Genomic DNA, 18,463 nt, shown 5'->3' on the forward strand with positions numbered 1-18,463 from the left:
TTCTGTCTATTACCGACTACTTCAGGTATTCACCGCTACGCAGCGCTTCGATACGTTTATCGAGCGGCGGATGCGACATGAACAGCTCGCTCAACGATTTGTTTTTACCGTTGATGCAGAATGCCATCATGCTGCTTGGCTCCTGCGGCTCGTAACTGGTTTTCAGACGCTGCAGTGCGGCAATCATCTTCTCGCGACCAACCAGTTTGGCAGAACCCGCATCGGCGTGGAATTCACGGTGACGTGAGAACCACATGGTGATGATGCTGGCGAGGAAGCCAAACAGCAGTTCCAGCACCATCGAGACCGCGAAATACACCATCGGGTTTCCGTTGCTGCTCTCTTCACCGTCGCGGTTACCCGACAGGAAGCCGGAAGCGATTTGCGCCAAAATGCGCGAGATGAAGATGACAAAGGTGTTCACAACACCCTGAATCAGCGTCATGGTGATCATGTCACCGTTGGCGATATGGGCGATTTCGTGCGCCAGCACCGCTTCCGCTTCATCACGGCTCATGTTTTGCAACAGGCCGGTGGAAACAGCGACCAGCGACGCGTCTCGGCGTGCGCCTGTCGCAAAGGCGTTAATGTCGGGCGCGTGATAAATCGCCACCTGCGGCATCGCAATGCCAGCCTGTTGTGCCTGGCGGCCGACGGTATCCATCAGCCAGCGTTCCGTCTCATTACGCGGTTGTTCAATGACTTCACCGCCAACGGATCGTAACGCCATCCATTTAGACATCAGCAGTGAAACAAACGCACCGCCGAAGCCAAACAGACCTGCCATAATCATCAGACCCATAACACTGCTTGACTGGATTCCTGTCAGACTCAAAATCAGTCCGAATACCAACATCACCGCCAAGTTGGTGAGCAGGAAAAGAGCAATACGCATCATAAACGTTAATCTTCCTCAGTTGTGCACGCGCATATGCGCGGATATCTATCCTATGGTCATCGCCGCGCATTTCAAGCAACCTTAATCTTTAAGTGCCTAAAAAGACATAACTTTACATTAGGCAATGAAGTGCGAAGTTCGCTGCGTTAGTAAGGCTTAACAACGATTTTAGCGTAAAAAAAAGCACCGCCGAAGCGGTGCTATTTCACAAGCCAGACGGTTACTTCGCGGTTGCGGCAGCAGGCTGAGATTTCTCCAGCTGCGCCATATCGTTAGCGATTTTCACCGTTTCATCCAGATACGGATCCGGCTCTTTATAGTCTTTCGGCAGATCTTCGATGCTCTTCAGCGGCGCTTTACCTTCCGCCTGATAGCGCGCGTTAATGCGCTCCAGACGCAGTGCATCATCTTCGCGGTTCTCTTTCTCACGCTGGGCAAGATTGAGCGACACGATATTACGCTTGTCTTTCATCGCATCGAAACGCGCAATATCTTTCATGATGTACTGGAACTCGCGATCTTTAGCGATGCGATCACCGTGCTCTTTGGTCAGCTGAGGTACCAGCGGCGCGATATCGCCGGTTTTGGTGTAGCTTGCCGCATTCACACTGTCCCAAGGCAGCGCGTTGTCCTCGAACTTCTCGCCGGTTTCTGCCGCTTCAACGCCGGTTGGCATCAGCAGATCTGGCGTTACGCCTTTACGCTGGGTGCTGCCACCGTTAATGCGGTAGAACTTCTGAATGGTGTACTGTACAGAACCCAGCGCTGGCCACTCTGGACGCAGCATCTGATCGTAGATACGGTTCAGCGAACGATACTGTTGCACAGTGCCTTTACCGAAGGTCGGCTCACCAACAATCAGCGCACGGCCGTAATCCTGCATCGCCGCAGCGAAGATCTCAGAAGCCGAAGCACTGAAGCGATCGACCAGCACCACCAGCGGACCTTTGTAATAGACGATGCCGTCGTTATCGCTGTCTTCACGCACGCGGCCATTGTTATCACGCACCTGCACCACCGGACCGCTTGGAATAAACAGGCCCGAAAGTGAAACGGCTTCGGTCAACGCGCCACCGCCGTTGGTACGCAGATCGATCACCACGCTGTCGACGTTTTGCTTCTGCAGCTTCTGCAGCTGCACCTTCACATCGTCAGTCAGACCAACGTAGAAGCCAGGAATGTCGAGCACGCCAACTTTCTGTTTGCCGACGTTATGCACGGTGCCTTTTACAGCGCGATCTTCCAGACGGATTTTTTCACGCGTCAGCGTCACGGTACGGGTTTTGGTGCCCTTGCCAGCAGGCAGGATTTCCAGGCGTACTTTGCTGCCTTTCGGTCCTTTGATTTTTGAAACCACATCATCCAGACGCCAGCCAATCACATCTTCCATCGGTTTGCCCGGCTGAGCGACACCGACAATACGGTCGCCCACGCTGATCGCTTTGCTCTTCGCCGCCGGACCGCCTGCGACCATCGAGTTGATCACCGTGTAATCGTCATCCATCTGCAGCACAGCGCCGATACCTTCCAGCGACAGGCTCATTTCGGTGTTGAATTGCTCGGTGTTGCGCGGCGAAAGATAGTTAGTGTGCGGGTCGATTTCATGCGCGAACGCAGTCATCGCCAGCTGGAACACATCTTCACTGTTGCTTTGCGCCAGACGACGGATGGCAAAGTTGTAACGCTTGGTCAGCGTTTCGCGGATCTCTTTCTCATCTTTACCGGCCAGTTTCAGGCTCAGTTCGTCATATTTAACTTTGGCATCCCACAGCGCGTTGAGCTCATCGACGCTCTTTGGCCATGGCGATTTTGCCCGGTCAATGTCAATGGTGTCATTGCCGGTGAAATTCATTGGGCGATTCAGCACGCTCAGCGCATATTGATAGCGCTCAAAGCGGCGTTTCTGCGCCAGATTGTAGAGATCGTAAAACACATCCAGCTTACCGCTGCGGAACTCATCACCCACGGTGGTTTTCTTATCGGCGAACTGCGCGATATCCGATGCCAGCAACACGTTATGGCTGTAGTCGAGCAGATTCAGGTAGCGATCAAAAATCTTCGCGGAGAAGTCCTGATTTAAATCGAACTGACGATAGTGAGAGCGGGTGAAACGCGAGGTAACGCGTTCGCTGACGGTGGGATGCTGTGGCTCTTCGTGTAGCTGGGGAATCTGGTCGGCGCGGGTAATATTATCTGCACCAAAGGTGGGGCCTGCTAAAAGCAGGCCCGCGATCATACCGATCTTTAAAATGTTGTTCATGCCAGGGTCAGCCTCCGTTTCAGAACTGCAAATGTTCTGCGCGCACAATCATAGCCATGCCGGAAGCGAGCTGAACCCGAACGCCATCTTTAGTAATTTCAAGAATGGTAGCGTCCATTGCACCTTTGCCTGCAGTCACTTTAATGTTCTGGCCGGGCTGCAACGTTGAGGTATCAGTGACAGGTTTGGCCCGCGGTGGCTGCGGTGCGGCTGCACGCTCAGTCGCGGCCGCACGCGGCGCCTGAGGACGTGGCTTACGCGCTGCATCACCTTCGGCAGCTTTACGCGGAGCAGGCTTGCGCGGACGACGTTCAGCGGTCTCTTCACCGGCTTCACGCTTCTTCGCTTTCTGCTGATCGCGCTGCGCCTGAACGCGGGCTTTCGCTTCTTCCAGTTGCTTGCGCGCATGTTCTACGTGTTGCTCATCCAGCACGCCACAGGCGTTGCCATCGAGATCGACACGAATGGCACCCGCTTTGATGCCATAAAGATAACGCCAGCTAGAGGTATAAAGACGTAAGGCAGAACGCAGTTGCGTCTTGCTCAGGCTCAGTTCGCCTTGAACACGCTCGACCAGATCTTGAAAAATGCCGATTTTGAGCGGACGCGCCTCGCCTTCGGCGCTAAAGCATTGCGGAAAACGTTCCGCCAAAAAGGCGATGACTTCTTTACTGCTATTCAACTTAGGTTGATTTTCCATGAAATTTCCTGATTACAACGGATTTGCCGACCAGAGCAGGCATGAACAGGCGACATTATAATGACAACATCGCCAAATGCTATGTGATCCAGTCGATTAGCTGTGCGTCAGCTGAATAAATTTTACGATGTCGCTGCCCGCCAGCACTTCACAAAGCCCGTCGGTAAGGGCCATCAGCCCCGCTTCGTCCTCGCTATCGAAGCGAGAATAAACCGTACTATCAATGTCTAAAACACCCACGAGGGTGCCATTTACTTTCAGAGGAATCACGATTTCGGCATTACTGGCGGCGTCACACGCGATATGGCCAGGGAACGCGTGCACGTCTTCCACCAATTGCACTTTGTCCTCGGCTACCGCGGTTCCACACACGCCTTTGCCAACCGGAATACGTACGCAGGCGATTTTGCCCTGGAACGGGCCCAGCACCAGCGTGTTCGGTTCCGTCAGTAAATAGAATCCAGCCCAGTTCACGCCTTCCAGGCGTTCGAAAAGCAGTGCACTGCAATTGCCGAGCGCGGCCAGGAACGAGGTTTCACCCGCCAACAGGGCGCGGACATCGCGATTCAAATCCTCGTAAAAAGCTTTTTTGTTCATTGTTCAACCATAACTCGTCACTGGGGTGACCTTGTTGTCACTCAGTTGTTAAAATAAGCACTAATAATCCAGGCGCAGAAGGTGAATCATTCTGTTAGTTACTATACCCTTAGCAGTCGGTGGATAAGCGTATTCTGGTACCACCGAATATTGCAGGCAACTTTGCGCTACTCAGCATGCCGGTAACCGTAACGAACGATGGGCACTTGCGTCACCTATGAAAATTCACGCTATCAGCCAGACGTTGCCCCACGCACGTTATCAGCGTTGTCCGCAATGCGATACCCTTTTTTCCATACCGGATGTGAAATCGCATCAGACAGCCTATTGCCCGCGCTGCCATGCACAAATTCAGAGCGGTCGTGACTGGTCGATGACGCGACTCACCGCCATGGCGGTGGTCATGATCGTGCTGATGCCGTTCGCCTTTAGCTTGCCGTTAGTTGATATTCGCCTGCTGGGCATGCGTATTAACGCCAGCCTGCTGGAGGGCGTAATCCAAATGACGCAGCAAGGCAACATCCTCACCGCTTCAATGGTGGCGTTTTGCACCATTGGCGCGCCGGTTACGCTGGTCATCGGCATTCTCTATTTGTGGGTGGGCAACGCGCTCGGAATGAACCTGCGCCCGGTCCTGCTGATGATGGACAAGCTCAAAGAGTGGGTGATGCTGGATATCTATCTGGTCGGCGTGGCGGTGGCATCGATCAAAGTGCAGGATTACGCCTCACTGGAAGTGGGCTACGGTTTAGTGGCCTATATTGCGCTGACGGTGCTGAGCCTGCTGACGCTGATCCACCTGAACGTCGAGCAACTGTGGGAACACTATTATCCGCAAGCGATGCCCACTTCCCCGCCTGAAGAGTGGCAAGTGTGCCTGAATTGCCATCAAACCGGTGTAGCCGATGAGCGTGGGCGCTGCACGCGTTGTCACACGCCGCTTGACTACCGCCGACGCCACAGTTTGCAGAAATCCTGGGCAGCGCTCATCGCCTCGATTGTGCTGCTGATCCCCGCCAATTTGCTGCCGATTTCGGTGGTCTATGTTAATGGCGCACGCCGTGAAGACACCATCTTCTCCGGCATTCTGGGATTGGCATCGGGCAATATACCGGTGGCCGCAGTGGTGTTTATCGCCAGCATTCTGGTGCCCTTTACCAAAGTGTTAGTGATGTTGACTCTGTTACTCAGCATTCACTTTAAATGCGAACAGGGCTTAAAAACCCGCATTCGCCTGCTGCGCGCCGTCACCTGGGTGGGCCGCTGGTCGATGCTGGATCTGTTCGTCATTGCTGTAACCATGTCGCTGGTCAATCGTGATCAGCTGCTGGCTTTCACCATGGGACCGGCCGCCTTCTATTTTGGTGCCGCCGTTGTCCTGACCATTATGGCTGTAGAGTGGCTTGATAGCCGCCTGATCTGGGATGCACATGCAACAGGAAACGCCGACTACACCGACTAGCGCTAATCTGCGCAACAAGCGCAAGATTTCGCCATTCTGGTTATTGCCCATCATCGCCCTGCTGATTGCTGGCTGGCTGCTATGGACCAACTATCAGGAGCGCGGTACGACGATCACCATTAACTTCCAGACTGCCGACGGGATTGTGCCAGGCCGTACGCCGATTCGTTATCAGGGCGTGGAAGTGGGTACGGTGCAAGGCATTGTGCTGAGTGATGACTATCGCAGCATCCAGATTAAAGCCAGCATCAAAAGCGACATGCGCGATGCACTGCGTGAAGACACTCAGTTCTGGCTGGTGACGCCGAAAGCGTCATTGGCGGGCGTCTCCGGGCTTGATGCGCTGGTCGGCGGTAACTACATCGGCATGATGCCGGGTAAAGGTAAAGAGAGCGATCACTTCACCGCACTCGATACCCAACCGAAGTATCGCGTTAATACCGGCGAACTGCTTATCCACCTGCGCGCGCCCGACCTCGGCTCGCTCAACACCGGTTCGCTGGTTTATTACCGCAAAATTCCGGTGGGTCGCGTTTACGATTACAGCCTCAACAACAGCACCGACGGCGTCACCATTGATGTGCTGATTGAGCGCCGCTTTATCAATCTGGTGAAAAAGCAGAGCCGCTTCTGGAATGTTTCCGGCGTTGATGCGGATGTCAGCCTGAGCGGTGCCAAAGTGAAGCTGGAAAGCCTGGCCGCGTTAGTGAATGGCGCGATTGCCTTCGATTCACCTAATGACGGCGAGCAAGCTCAGGTGGATGCCAACTACCAGCTCTATCCGGATTTGGCACGCAGTCAGCGCGGCGTGCAAGTGAAACTGAACCTGCCGAGCGGCGATAACCTGAAAGCCGATAGCACACCGCTGATGTATCAGGGACTGGAAGTCGGCACCTTAACCAAACTCAACCTGCTGGATGGCGGCAAAGTCACCGGCGAGCTGACGGTTGATCCTTCAGTAACCGGTTTGATGCGCAGCGGGACGCGCATTGAAATGCGCACGCCGAAGATCAGCCTGACAGACACCAATCTCAGCAGCCTGTTAACCGGTAATACTTTTGAACTGGTGCCAGGCGAAGGCGAGCCGCAGGATCACTTTACCGTGTTGCCAGCCAGCGAAACATTGCTGCAGAAACCTGACGTGCTGACGGTAAAACTCAGCGCGCCGGAAACCTACGGTATCGATGCCGGCCAGCCGGTGATGTTGTATGGCATGAAAATCGGTCAGGTGATTTCACGCACGCTGGATGAAAATGGCATCAGCTTTGTGGCGGCCATCAATCCGGAGCACCGTAATCTGGTACACGCTGACAGCAAGTTTGTGGTGAATAGCCGCCTCGATGTGAAGTTTGGACTCGACGGGATGAAAGTGCTGGGCGCCAGCGCGCGCGAGTGGGTAGATGGCGGCATTCGCCTGATTCCCGGCGCGAAAGGCAATCCTTCCAGTCGTTATCCTTTATATGCGGATGCGGAACGTGCCGAAGAAGGCATCGTGGGTGAACAGCCGCCAACCACGCTGAAACTTACCGCCAAAAGCTTGCCGGATGTACAGGCCGGTTCAGTGCTGCTGTACCGCAAATTCCAGGTCGGTGAAGTGGTGGATGTAGTGCCGCGCGCGGATGCGTTTGAAATCTCGATTCACATCCAGCCGCAGTATCGCAAGTTGCTGACCAGCGAGAGTGTGTTCTGGGCCGAAGGTGGCGCGAAAGTGCAGCTCAACGGCAGCGGTTTGACCGTGCAAGCATCCCCGCTCAACCGCGCGCTCAAAGGCGCGATCAGTTTCGATAATCTCACCGGCGCGCAGGCAGCGAAAGGCGTGAAACGCGTGCTCTACTCGTCTGAAACCGCGGCGCGTGCAGTTGGCAGCCAGATTACGCTGCACACCTTCGATGCCAGCAAACTGGCGGCGGGCATGCCGATTCGCTATCTCGGCATCAACATTGGTCAGGTTGAATCACTGGCGCTGAGTTCTGATAACAATCAGGTTGTCGCCAAAGCGGTGCTTTATCCGGAATACGTGCAGGACTTCGCGCGCATCGGCAGCCGCTTCTCGGTGGTGTCGCCGGAGATTTCTGCGGCGGGCGTTAACCATATCGAAACGCTGCTGCAGCCTTATCTCAACGTCGATCCGGGCAAAGGTTCGCCGGCGCGCACCTTTGAACTGCAGGAAAGCACCATCACCGATTCACGCTACCTGAACGGCTTGACAATATATGTCGATGCCGCCGACGCGGGATCGCTGTCGGTGGGCACGCCAGTGCTGTTCCGGGGCGTTGAAGTGGGCACCGTCACCGGAACGTCGCTGGGCAATATGGCGGATCGCGTGCAGATTGCGCTGCGTATCAGCAAAAAGTACCAACATCTGGTGCGCAACAACTCGGTGTTCTGGCTGGCTTCCGGCTATAACTTCGATTTTGGTCTGATCGGCGGCGTGTTGAAAACCGGCACCTTCCAGCAGTTCATTCGCGGCGGCGTACAGTTTGCCACGCCGCCGACGGTGCCATTAGCACCGCAGGCCGGCGCCAACAAACACTTCCTGCTACAGGATGAAGCGCCGAAAGCGTGGCGCGACTGGGGCACGGCGATTCCGGACCCTCATTAACCTTAAGCAAATCGGGCAGCCTGGCTGCCCGATTCTTTTTCGCGTGTTACACTTCGCGCTCATTTCGTTTCCCGGTAGATGCCCGTGTCCGATCGCTTTCCCGAAGATTTCCTCGCGCTGATGCGCGCCAGCCTTGCTGACGACGCCGAACTGCAGCGCTTTCTCGCCATTAGCCAGCAACCGCTGCGTCGCAGCTTACGCGTCAACACCTTAAAAATTAGCGTGGATGATTTCCTCGCCCGCACCGCCGACTATGGCTGGCGCTTATCGCCCATTCCGTGGTGCGCCGAAGGGTTTTGGATCGAGCGTGACGACGAATCGCTGCCGCTGGGTAGCGTGGCGGAGCATCTGAGCGGACTGTTCTACATTCAGGAAGCCAGCTCGATGCTGCCGGTTACCGCGCTGTTTGACGCCGCACCCGGTGCGCGTCAGGTGATGGATGTGGCTGCTGCGCCCGGTTCTAAAACCACCCAGATGGCCGCGCTGATGCGCAATGAAGGCGCCATTCTGGCGAACGAATACTCGGCCAGCCGCGTTAAAGTGCTGCACGCTAACATCAGCCGCTGTGGCGTCAGCAATGTTGCGCTGACCCATTTTGATGGCCGTGTATTTGGCGCCGCGCTGCCGGAGCGTTTCGATGCCATTCTGCTCGATGCGCCCTGCTCTGGCGAAGGCGTGGTGCGCAAAGATGCTGATGCGTTGCGTAACTGGACGCTGGCCAGCACTGAAGCGATTGCGGAAACCCAACGCGATCTGCTCGACAGCGCTTTCCATGCCTTACAGCCAGGCGGCACGCTGATTTACTCTACCTGCACACTGAATCAAATCGAGAATCAGCAGGTGATTCATTGGTTGCAGCAGCGTTATCCCGACGCGGTTGAAATCGTGCCGCTGAACGGTTTATTCGACGGAGCCGATCAGGCGTTAACCGCCGAAGGTTTCCTGCACGTATTCCCGCAGATTTTCGATAGTGAAGGTTTTTTCGTCGCGCGTCTGCGTAAAACCGCCAGCATTCCCGCGCTGCCAACGCCAACCTACAAAGTCGGCAAACTGCCCTTCTCTCCGGCCAGCCGCAAGCTGAGCGTCGAAGTGCAACAGGCCGCGGCCAAAGTCGGCTTGCGGTGGGATGAAAATCACACGCTGTGGCAGCGCGATAAAGAGCTGTGGCTGTTCCCCGCGGCGCTGGAGGGTTGGCTGGGTAAAGTGCGCTTCTCACGCATCGGCCTCAAGTTGGCCGAGACCTTCCCGAAAGGCTATCGCTGGCAGCATGAAGCGGTCGTGGCGTTGACGCAGCCAGGCAGCGCGCTGGATTTCGAACTCACCGATGCAGAAGCGGAAACCTGGTATCGCGGTCAGGATATTCATCCGGACACGTTGCCCAGCCGGGATGAGGTGATCGTCACTTACCAGCAGCAGCCGCTGGGATTGGCGAAGAAAGTGGGTAATCGGATTAAAAACAGTTATCCGCGTGAACTGGTGCGCGACGGACGTCTGTTCCGCTAAGCGTTACTGCAACTGCACCAGGGTGAGGCGATTGCCGAAGACCGCGCCGGTATCGATGTAATGCTGATTCGCCACATTGAGCGGTTGTTCTAACGGCGTGTGGCCGAAGTAGAAATCACTGGCGCCATCGATGTGGGCTGAACTGCCGCGTTGATGGCGTCCCAGTCGATCGCGACTCCACACCACTTGCTGCCAGTCAACCTCTTTCCCTAACGCATAATGACTGGCGGGATAATCGGCGTGGGCAATCACCACCACGCGATCGCCGAAATCCAGATGCAGGATCAACGGTAACTCAGCACAGCGCTTCAACGCATGGCGCGCAGCGATCAACGCTGCGCCTTTGAGTTGCCAGAACCACTCGCCGCCGTTCATCATCCACAAGGTTTGGTCGCGCCCATCCAGCGCAGCGAGCGCCATCTGCTCATGATTGCCGCGCACGCAGCGAAACCAGGGCTCCTGCATCAGCGCTAAACAGCCGGGGCTGTCCGGGCCACGATCGATTAAATCGCCCACCGACAGCAGTAGATCCTGCTGCTTATCAAAATCCCGCTTGAGCAGTTGCGCATCGAGTTGGGCGCGGCAACCGTGCAGATCGCCAACCACCCAAATATTTCGCCACATTTGCGCGTTCACCTTTTGGTAAAGCATGTAATCTTCCCCGGTTGACTGGAAGTTTAGTGAGCCCGGCTTAAAGTATAGTCCGGCAACGTTAGCCAGCGGAGGGAACAGCATGAGCGGACGGAAGCAATTCATTGGTGTATTAATCGTTATTTTCATCGGTAGCTTGCTGCTGCTGGAATCACTCGCTCGTCTGGTACATCTATTATTTGTGGGATAATTACGCGACTTTACATTCCGCGCTAAACGCCTAAACTCCTTTGCGCATCATATAAAGGAGCCTGTATGAGCCAGAATATTTACGACAACCCCACTTTTTTTGCCGGTTACGCCACTTTGCCACGTTCCGTTAAGGGATTAGACGGCGCGCCAGAATGGCCCGCACTGCGTGCGCTACTACCCGTCCTGCATGATAAACGTATTCTCGATCTCGGCTGCGGTTACGGCTGGTTTTGCCGCTACGCGCAGCAGCAAGGCGCGCGCGAGGTGCTAGGTCTGGACGTTTCCGAGAAGATGTTAGCGCAAGCCGCGACCATGACGCAGGGAACCGGGATTCGCTATCAGCGCGCCGATTTAGAATCGCTGCAACTGAACGAATCCTATGATCTCGCCTACAGCTCGCTGGCGCTGCACTACCTCAGCAATATTGACGCACTCTTCGCAACCGTGTTTGAGGCGCTAACGCCGGGCGGCGCGCTGGTGTTTTCCTGTGAGCATCCGATTTACACTGCACCTACTCAACAGCAGTGGATTGTGGATGAACAGCAGCAGCGCAGCTGGCCAGTTAATCATTACCAGCAGGAAGGGGAACGCATCAGCAACTGGTTTGCCGATGGCGTGAAGAAGCAACATCGCAAGCTGGCAACCTGGATCAATGCGTTAATTGGCGCAGGATTTGAGATCGTACATCTTGATGAATGGGGCCCGAGCGAAGAGATGGTTGCACTCAATCCCGCGCTGGCGGAAGAACGCGATCGTCCGATGATGTTCTTGCTGGCCGCGCGTAAACCGCTGTGACGTTGAATTGAGGCTGCGCACTGCAGCCTTTTACAAATCTCTGCAGCGCTATTAACGGCATTGAGCGCGCATTGCGTACTAGCGTGTGATTAAAAAGATCGCCATCAAGAAGAAGGCTAATAAACCGGCGAATGTCAGCGTTCCAATGCGCGGCGTTTTGGCGCGGCCAACCACCACACCAATAAAGATACAAAGCAGCGTGAGTGTGCCAATCATTACCCAAAGTAGATATTGTGTATTTGCCATGAAGGATCCTTATCCGGCCATTAATCAGATGCGCCAACGTTATACCATTTTTCGCACAGGCTGACTGCTGCTATATGACCGCATCTTTTTTGCAGGTTATTTGCCACCCGTTAACGATCAAGTCGCGTTATGCGCACAACGCACTGTTTTGAGATTTTCCAGCTGTTGCAAACGCGCCGCAGCTTTATTGTTAGCGCTGACCTTTGCAACGCCGTTACCGATACCAAAATCCCCGACGAATCCCAATACCGTTAGCGCATCAAACTCGCCGGTTTTATCAATCTGCTGCTGAACGCTTTGGCTTTTAGCGATCTCCTGATTCAGTGCTGCACAGTCATAGGTTTGCGCTTCGGCATCACTCACTTTGGCGGACTGCGGATACTGTTTCAGTGCGCAACCACTCAGCAGCAAGGCGATCAGGATAACGGGCTTGTGCATCTCGCAAGATTCTCTCTACGACGGTAATTTATTTCGGAATAAGAGAAAAAGTAGCATGTGGGTAAGAGGGTAAACGTGGGAATAAGTGAAGATGTGCGGGGGTATTTAAAATAAAAAAGCACTGCCTGAGCAGTGCTAATGATTCTGATATCAGGCAATTGCCTGATAAGCCCTGATAATTATCAGGGCAGAATATCCGCTATTAAGCAGTTTTCAACACAATCATTGATGATTTGCAGAAAATACATTTAGCGCCATGTGGGTTCACTTTCGTAATATCGAACGCGGAGGTACGATATTGTGAACTCTGGCAATGCGGACATCTTAAACGATTATAAATGCGAATAATTACAGACCTAATACATTTGTTGCAGACGGACCTTTTGGACCATCTTCAACTGAAAACTCAACACGCTGACCTTCATCAAGTGAGCGATAATCAGTGCCCTGAATGGCTGAGAAGTGGACGAAAACGTCCTTGCTGCCATTTTCAGGAGAAATAAAGCCGAAGCCTTTTTCTGAGTTGAACCATTTTACCGTTCCAAGAATTTTATTAGACATAATTTTTACCTTTTAAATGAGCCTATTGGCGTAAGGGCCGAGTTGCAGATACGAATCAGAACTTAGGATAAGACTCAAAGAGAAAGGGCTTGAAGCGGCACTAACCGGGATGAGAAATACAATGGGAACTAACCTTCTAACTGTCTGCTATTCAGACCGACGACGCATTAACGCATTTATCTTACCAGGTAGCAAGGTAAAAAAATTTTTATTTCATATAAAAAAGAAAAACAGAAAATAAAAAACCCACCGAAGTGGGTTTAATCATCAATCAGGCTGCTTGTCGCCCGACTCCGGTGCCAGACTCTCATCGTCTTTTTCATGCTCATCCGGCTTCACCTTAGTATCTTCTTCAAGCTCATCCGCTTCAATCGGTCTATCAGACATAAATCCTCCTGAGTTGCTAAGAGAATTAAGTGTAGATGCCAGCATAAAGGTAAGCCTAACGCGTGCAGACAATTCATTATTATGCAGATAAAAAAAGACCGAATACGATTCCTATATTCGGTCCAGGGAAATGGCTCTTTGGGAGCCGTGCGCTAAAAGTTGGCATTTTTGCAGGCGAGGACGCCTTGCCATTTAAAGGTAGACCAGGATTGCTGGTTTTCCAGCCAATCATGCGGTTTGGTCGCGAAAGGTGACAACTCTGTGATCGTGGTGACAGAACGAGGAAGCAAGCGTAGCGGCAGAATTGTGCGCTACGCCTGAGAATATAGGGATTACTTACCGCACAGTTGCTGCGCGCGGTCGATGATCGGTTGCAGACTCATTTTCTGGCCTGGATGGGCTTTATCAACGGCGACAATGGTGTCGATCGATTGCAGTGTGCCCCGCCCGGCCGTTTTGCGCGCAAAGGCTTTATCGTTGAGCGGATACTGCAACAAAGTGCCCGGGTTAATCGCGAACAGCGCGCCGTCTTTCTCGCAGGTCAACATCACCTCTTCGCGGGTGAAGGGCCATTTGTCTTTTCCAATCTCAAAACGGCTGACGGTAATAATCTGTGCCGCCATCGCCTGGCTGCACAGCGCCATCAATACGCAAGCTGGAATCAGTTTCTTCAGCAAAATATCGACCTCATTTCATCTTCTTGAATGTCACATTCAGGCCGGTGACAGCGTAGCAAACACGCTCACCAACCCAATTACAATAATGGCCAGCAGCAGCTCAAGCTGCGTCAGGCGAATAAACAGATGCGCTGCGTTACTGGCCGCCAGGCGAAAGCGCGGCACCAGCAGATAGCGATTGGTCAGCGCAATAGCGATCATCAGCATGACCAGCAGCACTTTCACCACCAGCAGTTCGCTCCACAGCGTGGCTTGCCAATGCAACGGCGAACCGGCAATCAGCACGCTATTGATGATGCCCGTCAGCAGCGCGAGCGCCACCGCCAGGTGACCGTAACGCGAGAAGCGCATCATGCAGCGAATCGCATCGGTGCGAAAAGCGATCTGCCGCGCTTCACGCATCAGTAATAACAACGGCAGTAATCCGCCCGCCCAAAATGCAGCCGCAATTAAATGCAGCGCGTGATTGCCTTGTTGCAGCAATCCGGGCCAGCCATCGCGCATCGCGGCATGCCCAACACCGGCTAACGCCACCAACTGTAACAGGCCGCTGCATAGCAGCAGATTTTGCCGCAGTGTGCCACGCAGCAGCAGCGCTAACGTGCTCAGCAGTGCAAAAGCGATTTCCCAACACCAAACCTGGCCGAAGCGCGTGCTGAGCACCGCCTGCCAGGTTGCGCTGTCACTGACATTACGCCAGTCGCCGCTCATCAAGCCGGTTTGCGTTGCCAGCATCAACAGGGCGCTGAATAAACTCAGCAGCGCGCTGGTACGGAGAAGTAAAGCTAAACGCTGTGATAGCAGCGGACGATAGCGGCGCGGCGCCAGTAGCGCGGTATAAAAGGCGCTACCGGCGAGCAGCAGCACCGACAAAAAATGCAGCGCTCGCAGTCCAATCCACAGCGTGCTCAAACTCATCAATCACTTCACGCTGAAGGTGTAGCTGCCTTTAGTTTTATGTCCGTCAACGGACAGCACATGCCAGTTCACCTGATAGTTGCCCGACGGCAGCGGCTGGCTGATCGGTACAATCAGCTGATGGTGTTGTTTATCGTTGAGTCTGGCTTTCCCGACCGTAATGGGTTGATGTTGTGCATCGAGCACATCCACGCCACTGAATGCCGCTTCAACATCCTCGGTAAAGGTCAACGTTAAATTCTGCGGGGAGGTTTCCACCACCGCTTTGTCGGCTGGTACCGGGGTTTTCAGGTGAGCGTGTGCCATAGCAACCTGGCTGAAGGCCAGCGTTGATGACGCCAGAAGTAGCGCGACGACAGCGTTGAACGCAGTTTTCTTCATGACTTCTTCCCTATTAACTGCGGCAAACCACCGCAAACGTGGCAGCAGGATACGCCGCCGATCCGCAGGTGTCGAGACTTGCGGTGCGATCCAATCCGCTTGATCCCAGGGTCCGAAACCATTACTTTTGCCCCTGTTTATCAGGAGAAAAGCATGAGCCAAAACCTTGCCCTGCTCTCGCAGGAAGAGAAAGACAAAGTCAATGTCGATCTGGCCGCCGCGGGCGTTGCATTCAAAGAGCGCTACAATATGCCGGTGATTGCCGAAATGGTGGAACGCGAGCAGCCCGAAGCGCTGCGTGACTGGTTTCGTCAGCGCTTAATGAACTATCGCCAGGCTTCGCTTAGCCTGTCGCGCCTGCCCTACGAACCGAAGCAGAAGTAATTTATGTTACGTGTAATTGATACCGAAACCTGCGGCCTGCAGGGTGGCGTGGTGGAAGTGGCGTCGGTGGATGTCATTGATGGTCAGATCGTCAATCCGATGAGCGACTTAATCTGCCCGGATCGCCCAATCAGTCGTCAGGCGATGGCGGTACATCGCATTACTGAAGCGATGGTGATGGGAAAACCCACTATCGAAGAAGCGATTGGCCGCTATCACGGCAGTCCGCATTACGTGGCACACAACGCCAGTTTTGATCGCCGCATGTTGCCCACTATGCCGGGCGAATGGATCTGCACCATGACGCTGGCGCGTCAGCTGTGGCCAGGCATCAAATATGGCAATCAGGCGCTGCGCCACAGCCTGAAGCTGGATGTCACGCCACCGGCCGAACTGCATGCGCACCGCGCATTGTATGACTGCTACGTCACCGCTGCGCTACTGATCCGCATTATGGAAACCTCCGGCTGGAACGCCGAGCAGATGGCGAATTTGTGCCAGCCCGCGCCCGTGAGCGGCGATGTGTTCCCGTTCGGCAAATATCGCGGTCAGAGTATTGGCAGTATCGCGCGTAAAGATCCCGGCTATCTGCGTTGGGTGCTGGAAAATGTGCGTGATTTGCGCCCACCGTTACGGCAGGCGCTGCGCAAGTATGTGAAGAGCGATCAGTAATCGACGCGGTCTGGCAAGCTGCCCTGCGCCAGGCCAATCAGGAAAGTGAACTCCTGCGCCACCCCTTCATACGCTTTGAAGCGGCCCGATTTACCGCCGTGGCCAGAATCCATCTCGGTGCAGAGCAACAGCAGTGAATCGTTGGTTTTCAGCTCACGCAGTTTCGCCACCCACTTAGCCGGTTCCCAATACTGCACCTGCGAATCGTGCAAACCGGTGGTAACCAGCAAATGCGGATAGGCTTTGGCCTCGATGTTGTCATACGGACTGTATTGGCGAATGGTGTGATAGAACTCCGCCTGTTCGGGATTGCCCCACTCATCGTATTCGCCGGTGGTCAGCGGAATCGTCGGATCGAGCATGGTCGTTCCCACATCGACAAATGGCACCTGCGCCACCACGCCGTGGAACAGCTCCGGCGCCATGTTCACCACGCCGCCCATCAGTAATCCGCCGGCGCTGCCGCCCATCGCGTAGAGCTGCTGGCGATGACCATAACCCTTCGCCACCAGCGCTTCGGTGACATCAATAAAGTCGGTGAAGCTGTTGATTTTATTCTTCAGGCGGCCACCGTCGTACCATTGCTGGCCGAGCTCGCCGCCGCCACGCACGTGAATTATCGCGTAGACGAAGCCGCGCTCCAGCAAGCTGATGCGGCTGGTGCCAAAGCTGGCATCCATGCTGCTGCCGTAAGCGCCATAACCGTACACCAGCAACGGATTGTTGCCGCGCTGGAAATGCTTGCGGTGATAGACCAGCGAAACCGGAACCTCTGTGCCATCACGCACCGTGATCCACAGGTGCTCACTTTTGTAATCCTCCGATTTGAAGCCCGGCACCGGCGTGCGCTTTAGCACGCGACGCTCGCCGGTTTCCATGTTCAGTTCAAACAAGGTAGTCGGCGTGGTCATGGAAGAGTAGCCGTAGCGCAAGGTGTCGCTTTCTGGCGAAGGATTGTAGGCAAGCCAGGTGACATAGGCGGGATCGTCGAAGGCGATACCAAAGCTTTCGCCGCTCTCCCAGTTTATCTGCCGCAAGGTGTTTACGCCGTGCTGACGCTCTTCGACTACCAGCCAATGACGAAACAGCTGAAAATCTTCCAGCACCACATTGTCACGCGCCGGGATCAGCGATTGCCAGCGTGCTTCCGCCAGCCACGCGCTGCGATAAAGCCCGAAATTTTTGCCATCGCGATTTGAGCGAATGTAGAACTGATGATTGTAGTGATCGATGCTGTATTCGTGGTCGCGGCGACGTGGACAAAAGGCTTGCGGCTGCGCATCCGGATATTCGGCGTCGATCAGCAGAATCTCGCTGGTGTTGGTGCTGTACAACGCAATCAGAATGAAGTGCTCGGAGGTGGTTTTATGAACGCTGAGGTGAAAAGAGTCATCCTTCTCTTCATACACCAGCTGATCGTCAGATTGCGGATGGCCCAGCTCATGGCGCCACACCTGATACGCCAGCAGCGTTTTCGGATGCTTACGCACGTAATAGAGCGTGCGGGAATCGTTGGCCCAGGCAACGCTGGATGACGCATTGGTCAGCACTTCCGGATACCAGCTACCGCTCTGCAAATTACGGAAGCGAATGCCGTATTGGCGGCGCGACAGGAAGTCTTCCGCTAAGGCCATCACCTGATTGTCCGGTGTAATCGCCAGCGCGCCCATGGTGTAAAAATCACTGTGCGCAGCCCGCTGGTTTCCATCGAGCAATAGCTGCCAGGGCTCATCAGCTGGCGCGTCAACGGGCTGCCGGAAATAAGCCGGATACTCGTTGCCCACTTCATAGCGGCTTTGATAGCGATAACCGTTTTTCACATAGGGCACCGAGTGATCCTGCGGTGGAATGCGGTCAACGATCTCTTTCAACACCCGTTCCTGCAGCGGATTCTGCGACGCCATCATCGCACGGCCGTAATCATTTTCGGCGTGCAGATGGGCCAGCACCTCTGGATTCTCGCGGTCGTCATCACGTAACCAATGATAATTATCGATGCGCGTTTCACCGTGCAGCTTCATGACATGGGGAATTTTTTTCGCGTGTGGCTGATTCATTAGGCTCTTCTCCCTGAAGGACAACATTCAGCAAGCGTGGCACTAATCACGCACGATGCCAAGCTACACGCAGCATCACTTT

The 18,463-nt window shown here is 54.5% G+C and carries 19 protein-coding genes; 6 read left to right on the plus strand and 13 right to left on the minus strand.

All coding sequences use genetic code 11. From position 1 onward, the window contains the following. Nucleotides 1-16 precede the first annotated feature (16 nt). The 4 genes from htpX to ACVLVH_RS05480 form a co-directional block, all read right to left on the minus strand. The gene (gene htpX / locus ACVLVH_RS05465) at nucleotides 17-898 is read right to left on the minus strand and encodes a protease HtpX (protein WP_101764183.1); all 882 of its coding nucleotides are present in this window, start codon (nucleotides 896-898) and stop codon (nucleotides 17-19) included. 220 nt (nucleotides 899-1,118) lie between these two features. Beyond that, complete coding sequence (gene prc, locus ACVLVH_RS05470; protein WP_498948922.1) at nucleotides 1,119-3,158, minus strand: carboxy terminal-processing peptidase; 2,040 nt, start codon at nucleotides 3,156-3,158, stop codon at nucleotides 1,119-1,121. A 19-nt stretch (nucleotides 3,159-3,177) separates the two neighbouring features. Then, entirely contained in the window at nucleotides 3,178-3,858 is a 681-nt protein-coding gene (gene proQ / locus ACVLVH_RS05475) for an RNA chaperone ProQ (protein WP_110866294.1), read from the minus strand. A gap of 96 nt (nucleotides 3,859-3,954) precedes the next feature. Further along, nucleotides 3,955-4,455: a free L-methionine (R)-S-oxide reductase MsrC gene (locus tag ACVLVH_RS05480; protein WP_101764180.1), complete on the minus strand. Its 501-nt coding sequence runs from the start codon at nucleotides 4,453-4,455 to the stop codon at nucleotides 3,955-3,957. Between the two features lie 217 nt (nucleotides 4,456-4,672). Between ACVLVH_RS05480 and yebS the strand changes: the two genes are divergently transcribed. From yebS to rsmF, 3 genes are all read left to right on the plus strand, one after another. Continuing rightward, entirely contained in the window at nucleotides 4,673-5,917 is a 1,245-nt protein-coding gene (gene yebS / locus ACVLVH_RS05485) for a membrane integrity lipid transport subunit YebS (RefSeq protein ID WP_498948923.1), read from the plus strand. Then, complete coding sequence (locus tag ACVLVH_RS05490; protein ID WP_192234080.1) at nucleotides 5,886-8,519, plus strand: PqiB family protein; 2,634 nt, start codon at nucleotides 5,886-5,888, stop codon at nucleotides 8,517-8,519. Before yebS ends, ACVLVH_RS05490 begins: the two co-directional genes overlap by 32 nt. A gap of 78 nt (nucleotides 8,520-8,597) precedes the next feature. After that, the gene (gene rsmF / locus ACVLVH_RS05495; RefSeq protein WP_192411695.1) at nucleotides 8,598-10,022 is read left to right on the plus strand and encodes a 16S rRNA (cytosine(1407)-C(5))-methyltransferase RsmF; all 1,425 of its coding nucleotides are present in this window, start codon (nucleotides 8,598-8,600) and stop codon (nucleotides 10,020-10,022) included. Between the two features lie 3 nt (nucleotides 10,023-10,025). Here rsmF and ACVLVH_RS05500 read toward each other — a convergent pair whose 3' ends face one another. Then, nucleotides 10,026-10,673, minus strand: a complete 648-nt coding sequence (locus ACVLVH_RS05500) for a metallophosphoesterase (RefSeq protein ID WP_101764177.1) — start codon at nucleotides 10,671-10,673, stop codon at nucleotides 10,026-10,028. A 255-nt stretch (nucleotides 10,674-10,928) separates the two neighbouring features. Between ACVLVH_RS05500 and ACVLVH_RS05505 the strand changes: the two genes are divergently transcribed. Then, a complete protein-coding gene (locus ACVLVH_RS05505; protein WP_192411694.1) occupies nucleotides 10,929-11,660 on the plus strand; it encodes a class I SAM-dependent methyltransferase in 732 nt (243 codons plus the stop codon). A gap of 78 nt (nucleotides 11,661-11,738) precedes the next feature. On the opposite strand, the gene ACVLVH_RS05510 is transcribed toward ACVLVH_RS05505, so the two are convergent. The 7 genes from ACVLVH_RS05510 to copC all read right to left on the minus strand — a co-directional run bounded on the left by ACVLVH_RS05510 (nucleotide 11,739) and on the right by copC (nucleotide 15,268). Next, nucleotides 11,739-11,906, minus strand: a complete 168-nt coding sequence (locus ACVLVH_RS05510; protein ID WP_168197457.1) for a hypothetical protein — start codon at nucleotides 11,904-11,906, stop codon at nucleotides 11,739-11,741. 117 nt (nucleotides 11,907-12,023) lie between these two features. Then, complete coding sequence (locus ACVLVH_RS05515; RefSeq protein WP_192411693.1) at nucleotides 12,024-12,344, minus strand: hypothetical protein; 321 nt, start codon at nucleotides 12,342-12,344, stop codon at nucleotides 12,024-12,026. Nucleotides 12,345-12,546: 202 nt separating this feature from the next. After that, nucleotides 12,547-12,690, minus strand: coding sequence for a cold shock small protein YmcF (ymcF, locus tag ACVLVH_RS05520; RefSeq protein ID WP_312463974.1), 144 nt, complete (start codon nucleotides 12,688-12,690; stop codon nucleotides 12,547-12,549). Between the two features lie 2 nt (nucleotides 12,691-12,692). Next, on the minus strand, nucleotides 12,693-12,905 hold the full coding sequence (cspE, locus tag ACVLVH_RS05525; protein WP_007889586.1) for a transcription antiterminator/RNA stability regulator CspE: 213 nt from the start codon (nucleotides 12,903-12,905) through the stop codon (nucleotides 12,693-12,695). A gap of 719 nt (nucleotides 12,906-13,624) precedes the next feature. After that, complete coding sequence (locus tag ACVLVH_RS05530) at nucleotides 13,625-13,972, minus strand: YebY family protein (RefSeq protein ID WP_192411967.1); 348 nt, start codon at nucleotides 13,970-13,972, stop codon at nucleotides 13,625-13,627. Nucleotides 13,973-14,005: 33 nt separating this feature from the next. Continuing rightward, the gene (copD, locus tag ACVLVH_RS05535) at nucleotides 14,006-14,887 is read right to left on the minus strand and encodes a copper homeostasis membrane protein CopD (protein ID WP_192411692.1); all 882 of its coding nucleotides are present in this window, start codon (nucleotides 14,885-14,887) and stop codon (nucleotides 14,006-14,008) included. A 3-nt stretch (nucleotides 14,888-14,890) separates the two neighbouring features. Then, nucleotides 14,891-15,268, minus strand: a complete 378-nt coding sequence (gene copC / locus ACVLVH_RS05540) for a copper homeostasis periplasmic binding protein CopC (RefSeq protein ID WP_192411691.1) — start codon at nucleotides 15,266-15,268, stop codon at nucleotides 14,891-14,893. Between the two features lie 153 nt (nucleotides 15,269-15,421). Between copC and ACVLVH_RS05545 the strand changes: the two genes are divergently transcribed. Together ACVLVH_RS05545 and exoX are read left to right on the plus strand one after the other, a co-directional pair. Further along, nucleotides 15,422-15,652: a DNA polymerase III subunit theta gene (locus ACVLVH_RS05545; protein WP_008110458.1), complete on the plus strand. Its 231-nt coding sequence runs from the start codon at nucleotides 15,422-15,424 to the stop codon at nucleotides 15,650-15,652. Nucleotides 15,653-15,655: 3 nt separating this feature from the next. Further along, the gene (gene exoX, locus ACVLVH_RS05550) at nucleotides 15,656-16,324 is read left to right on the plus strand and encodes an exodeoxyribonuclease X (RefSeq protein WP_101764169.1); all 669 of its coding nucleotides are present in this window, start codon (nucleotides 15,656-15,658) and stop codon (nucleotides 16,322-16,324) included. Here exoX and ACVLVH_RS05555 read toward each other — a convergent pair. Beyond that, the gene (locus tag ACVLVH_RS05555) at nucleotides 16,318-18,381 is read right to left on the minus strand and encodes a prolyl oligopeptidase family serine peptidase (RefSeq protein WP_498948929.1); all 2,064 of its coding nucleotides are present in this window, start codon (nucleotides 18,379-18,381) and stop codon (nucleotides 16,318-16,320) included. The genes exoX and ACVLVH_RS05555 overlap by 7 nt on opposite strands. Nucleotides 18,382-18,463: the final 82 nt, after the last annotated feature.

It is taken from the genome of Kluyvera sp. 1366 (genome assembly GCF_054823405.1).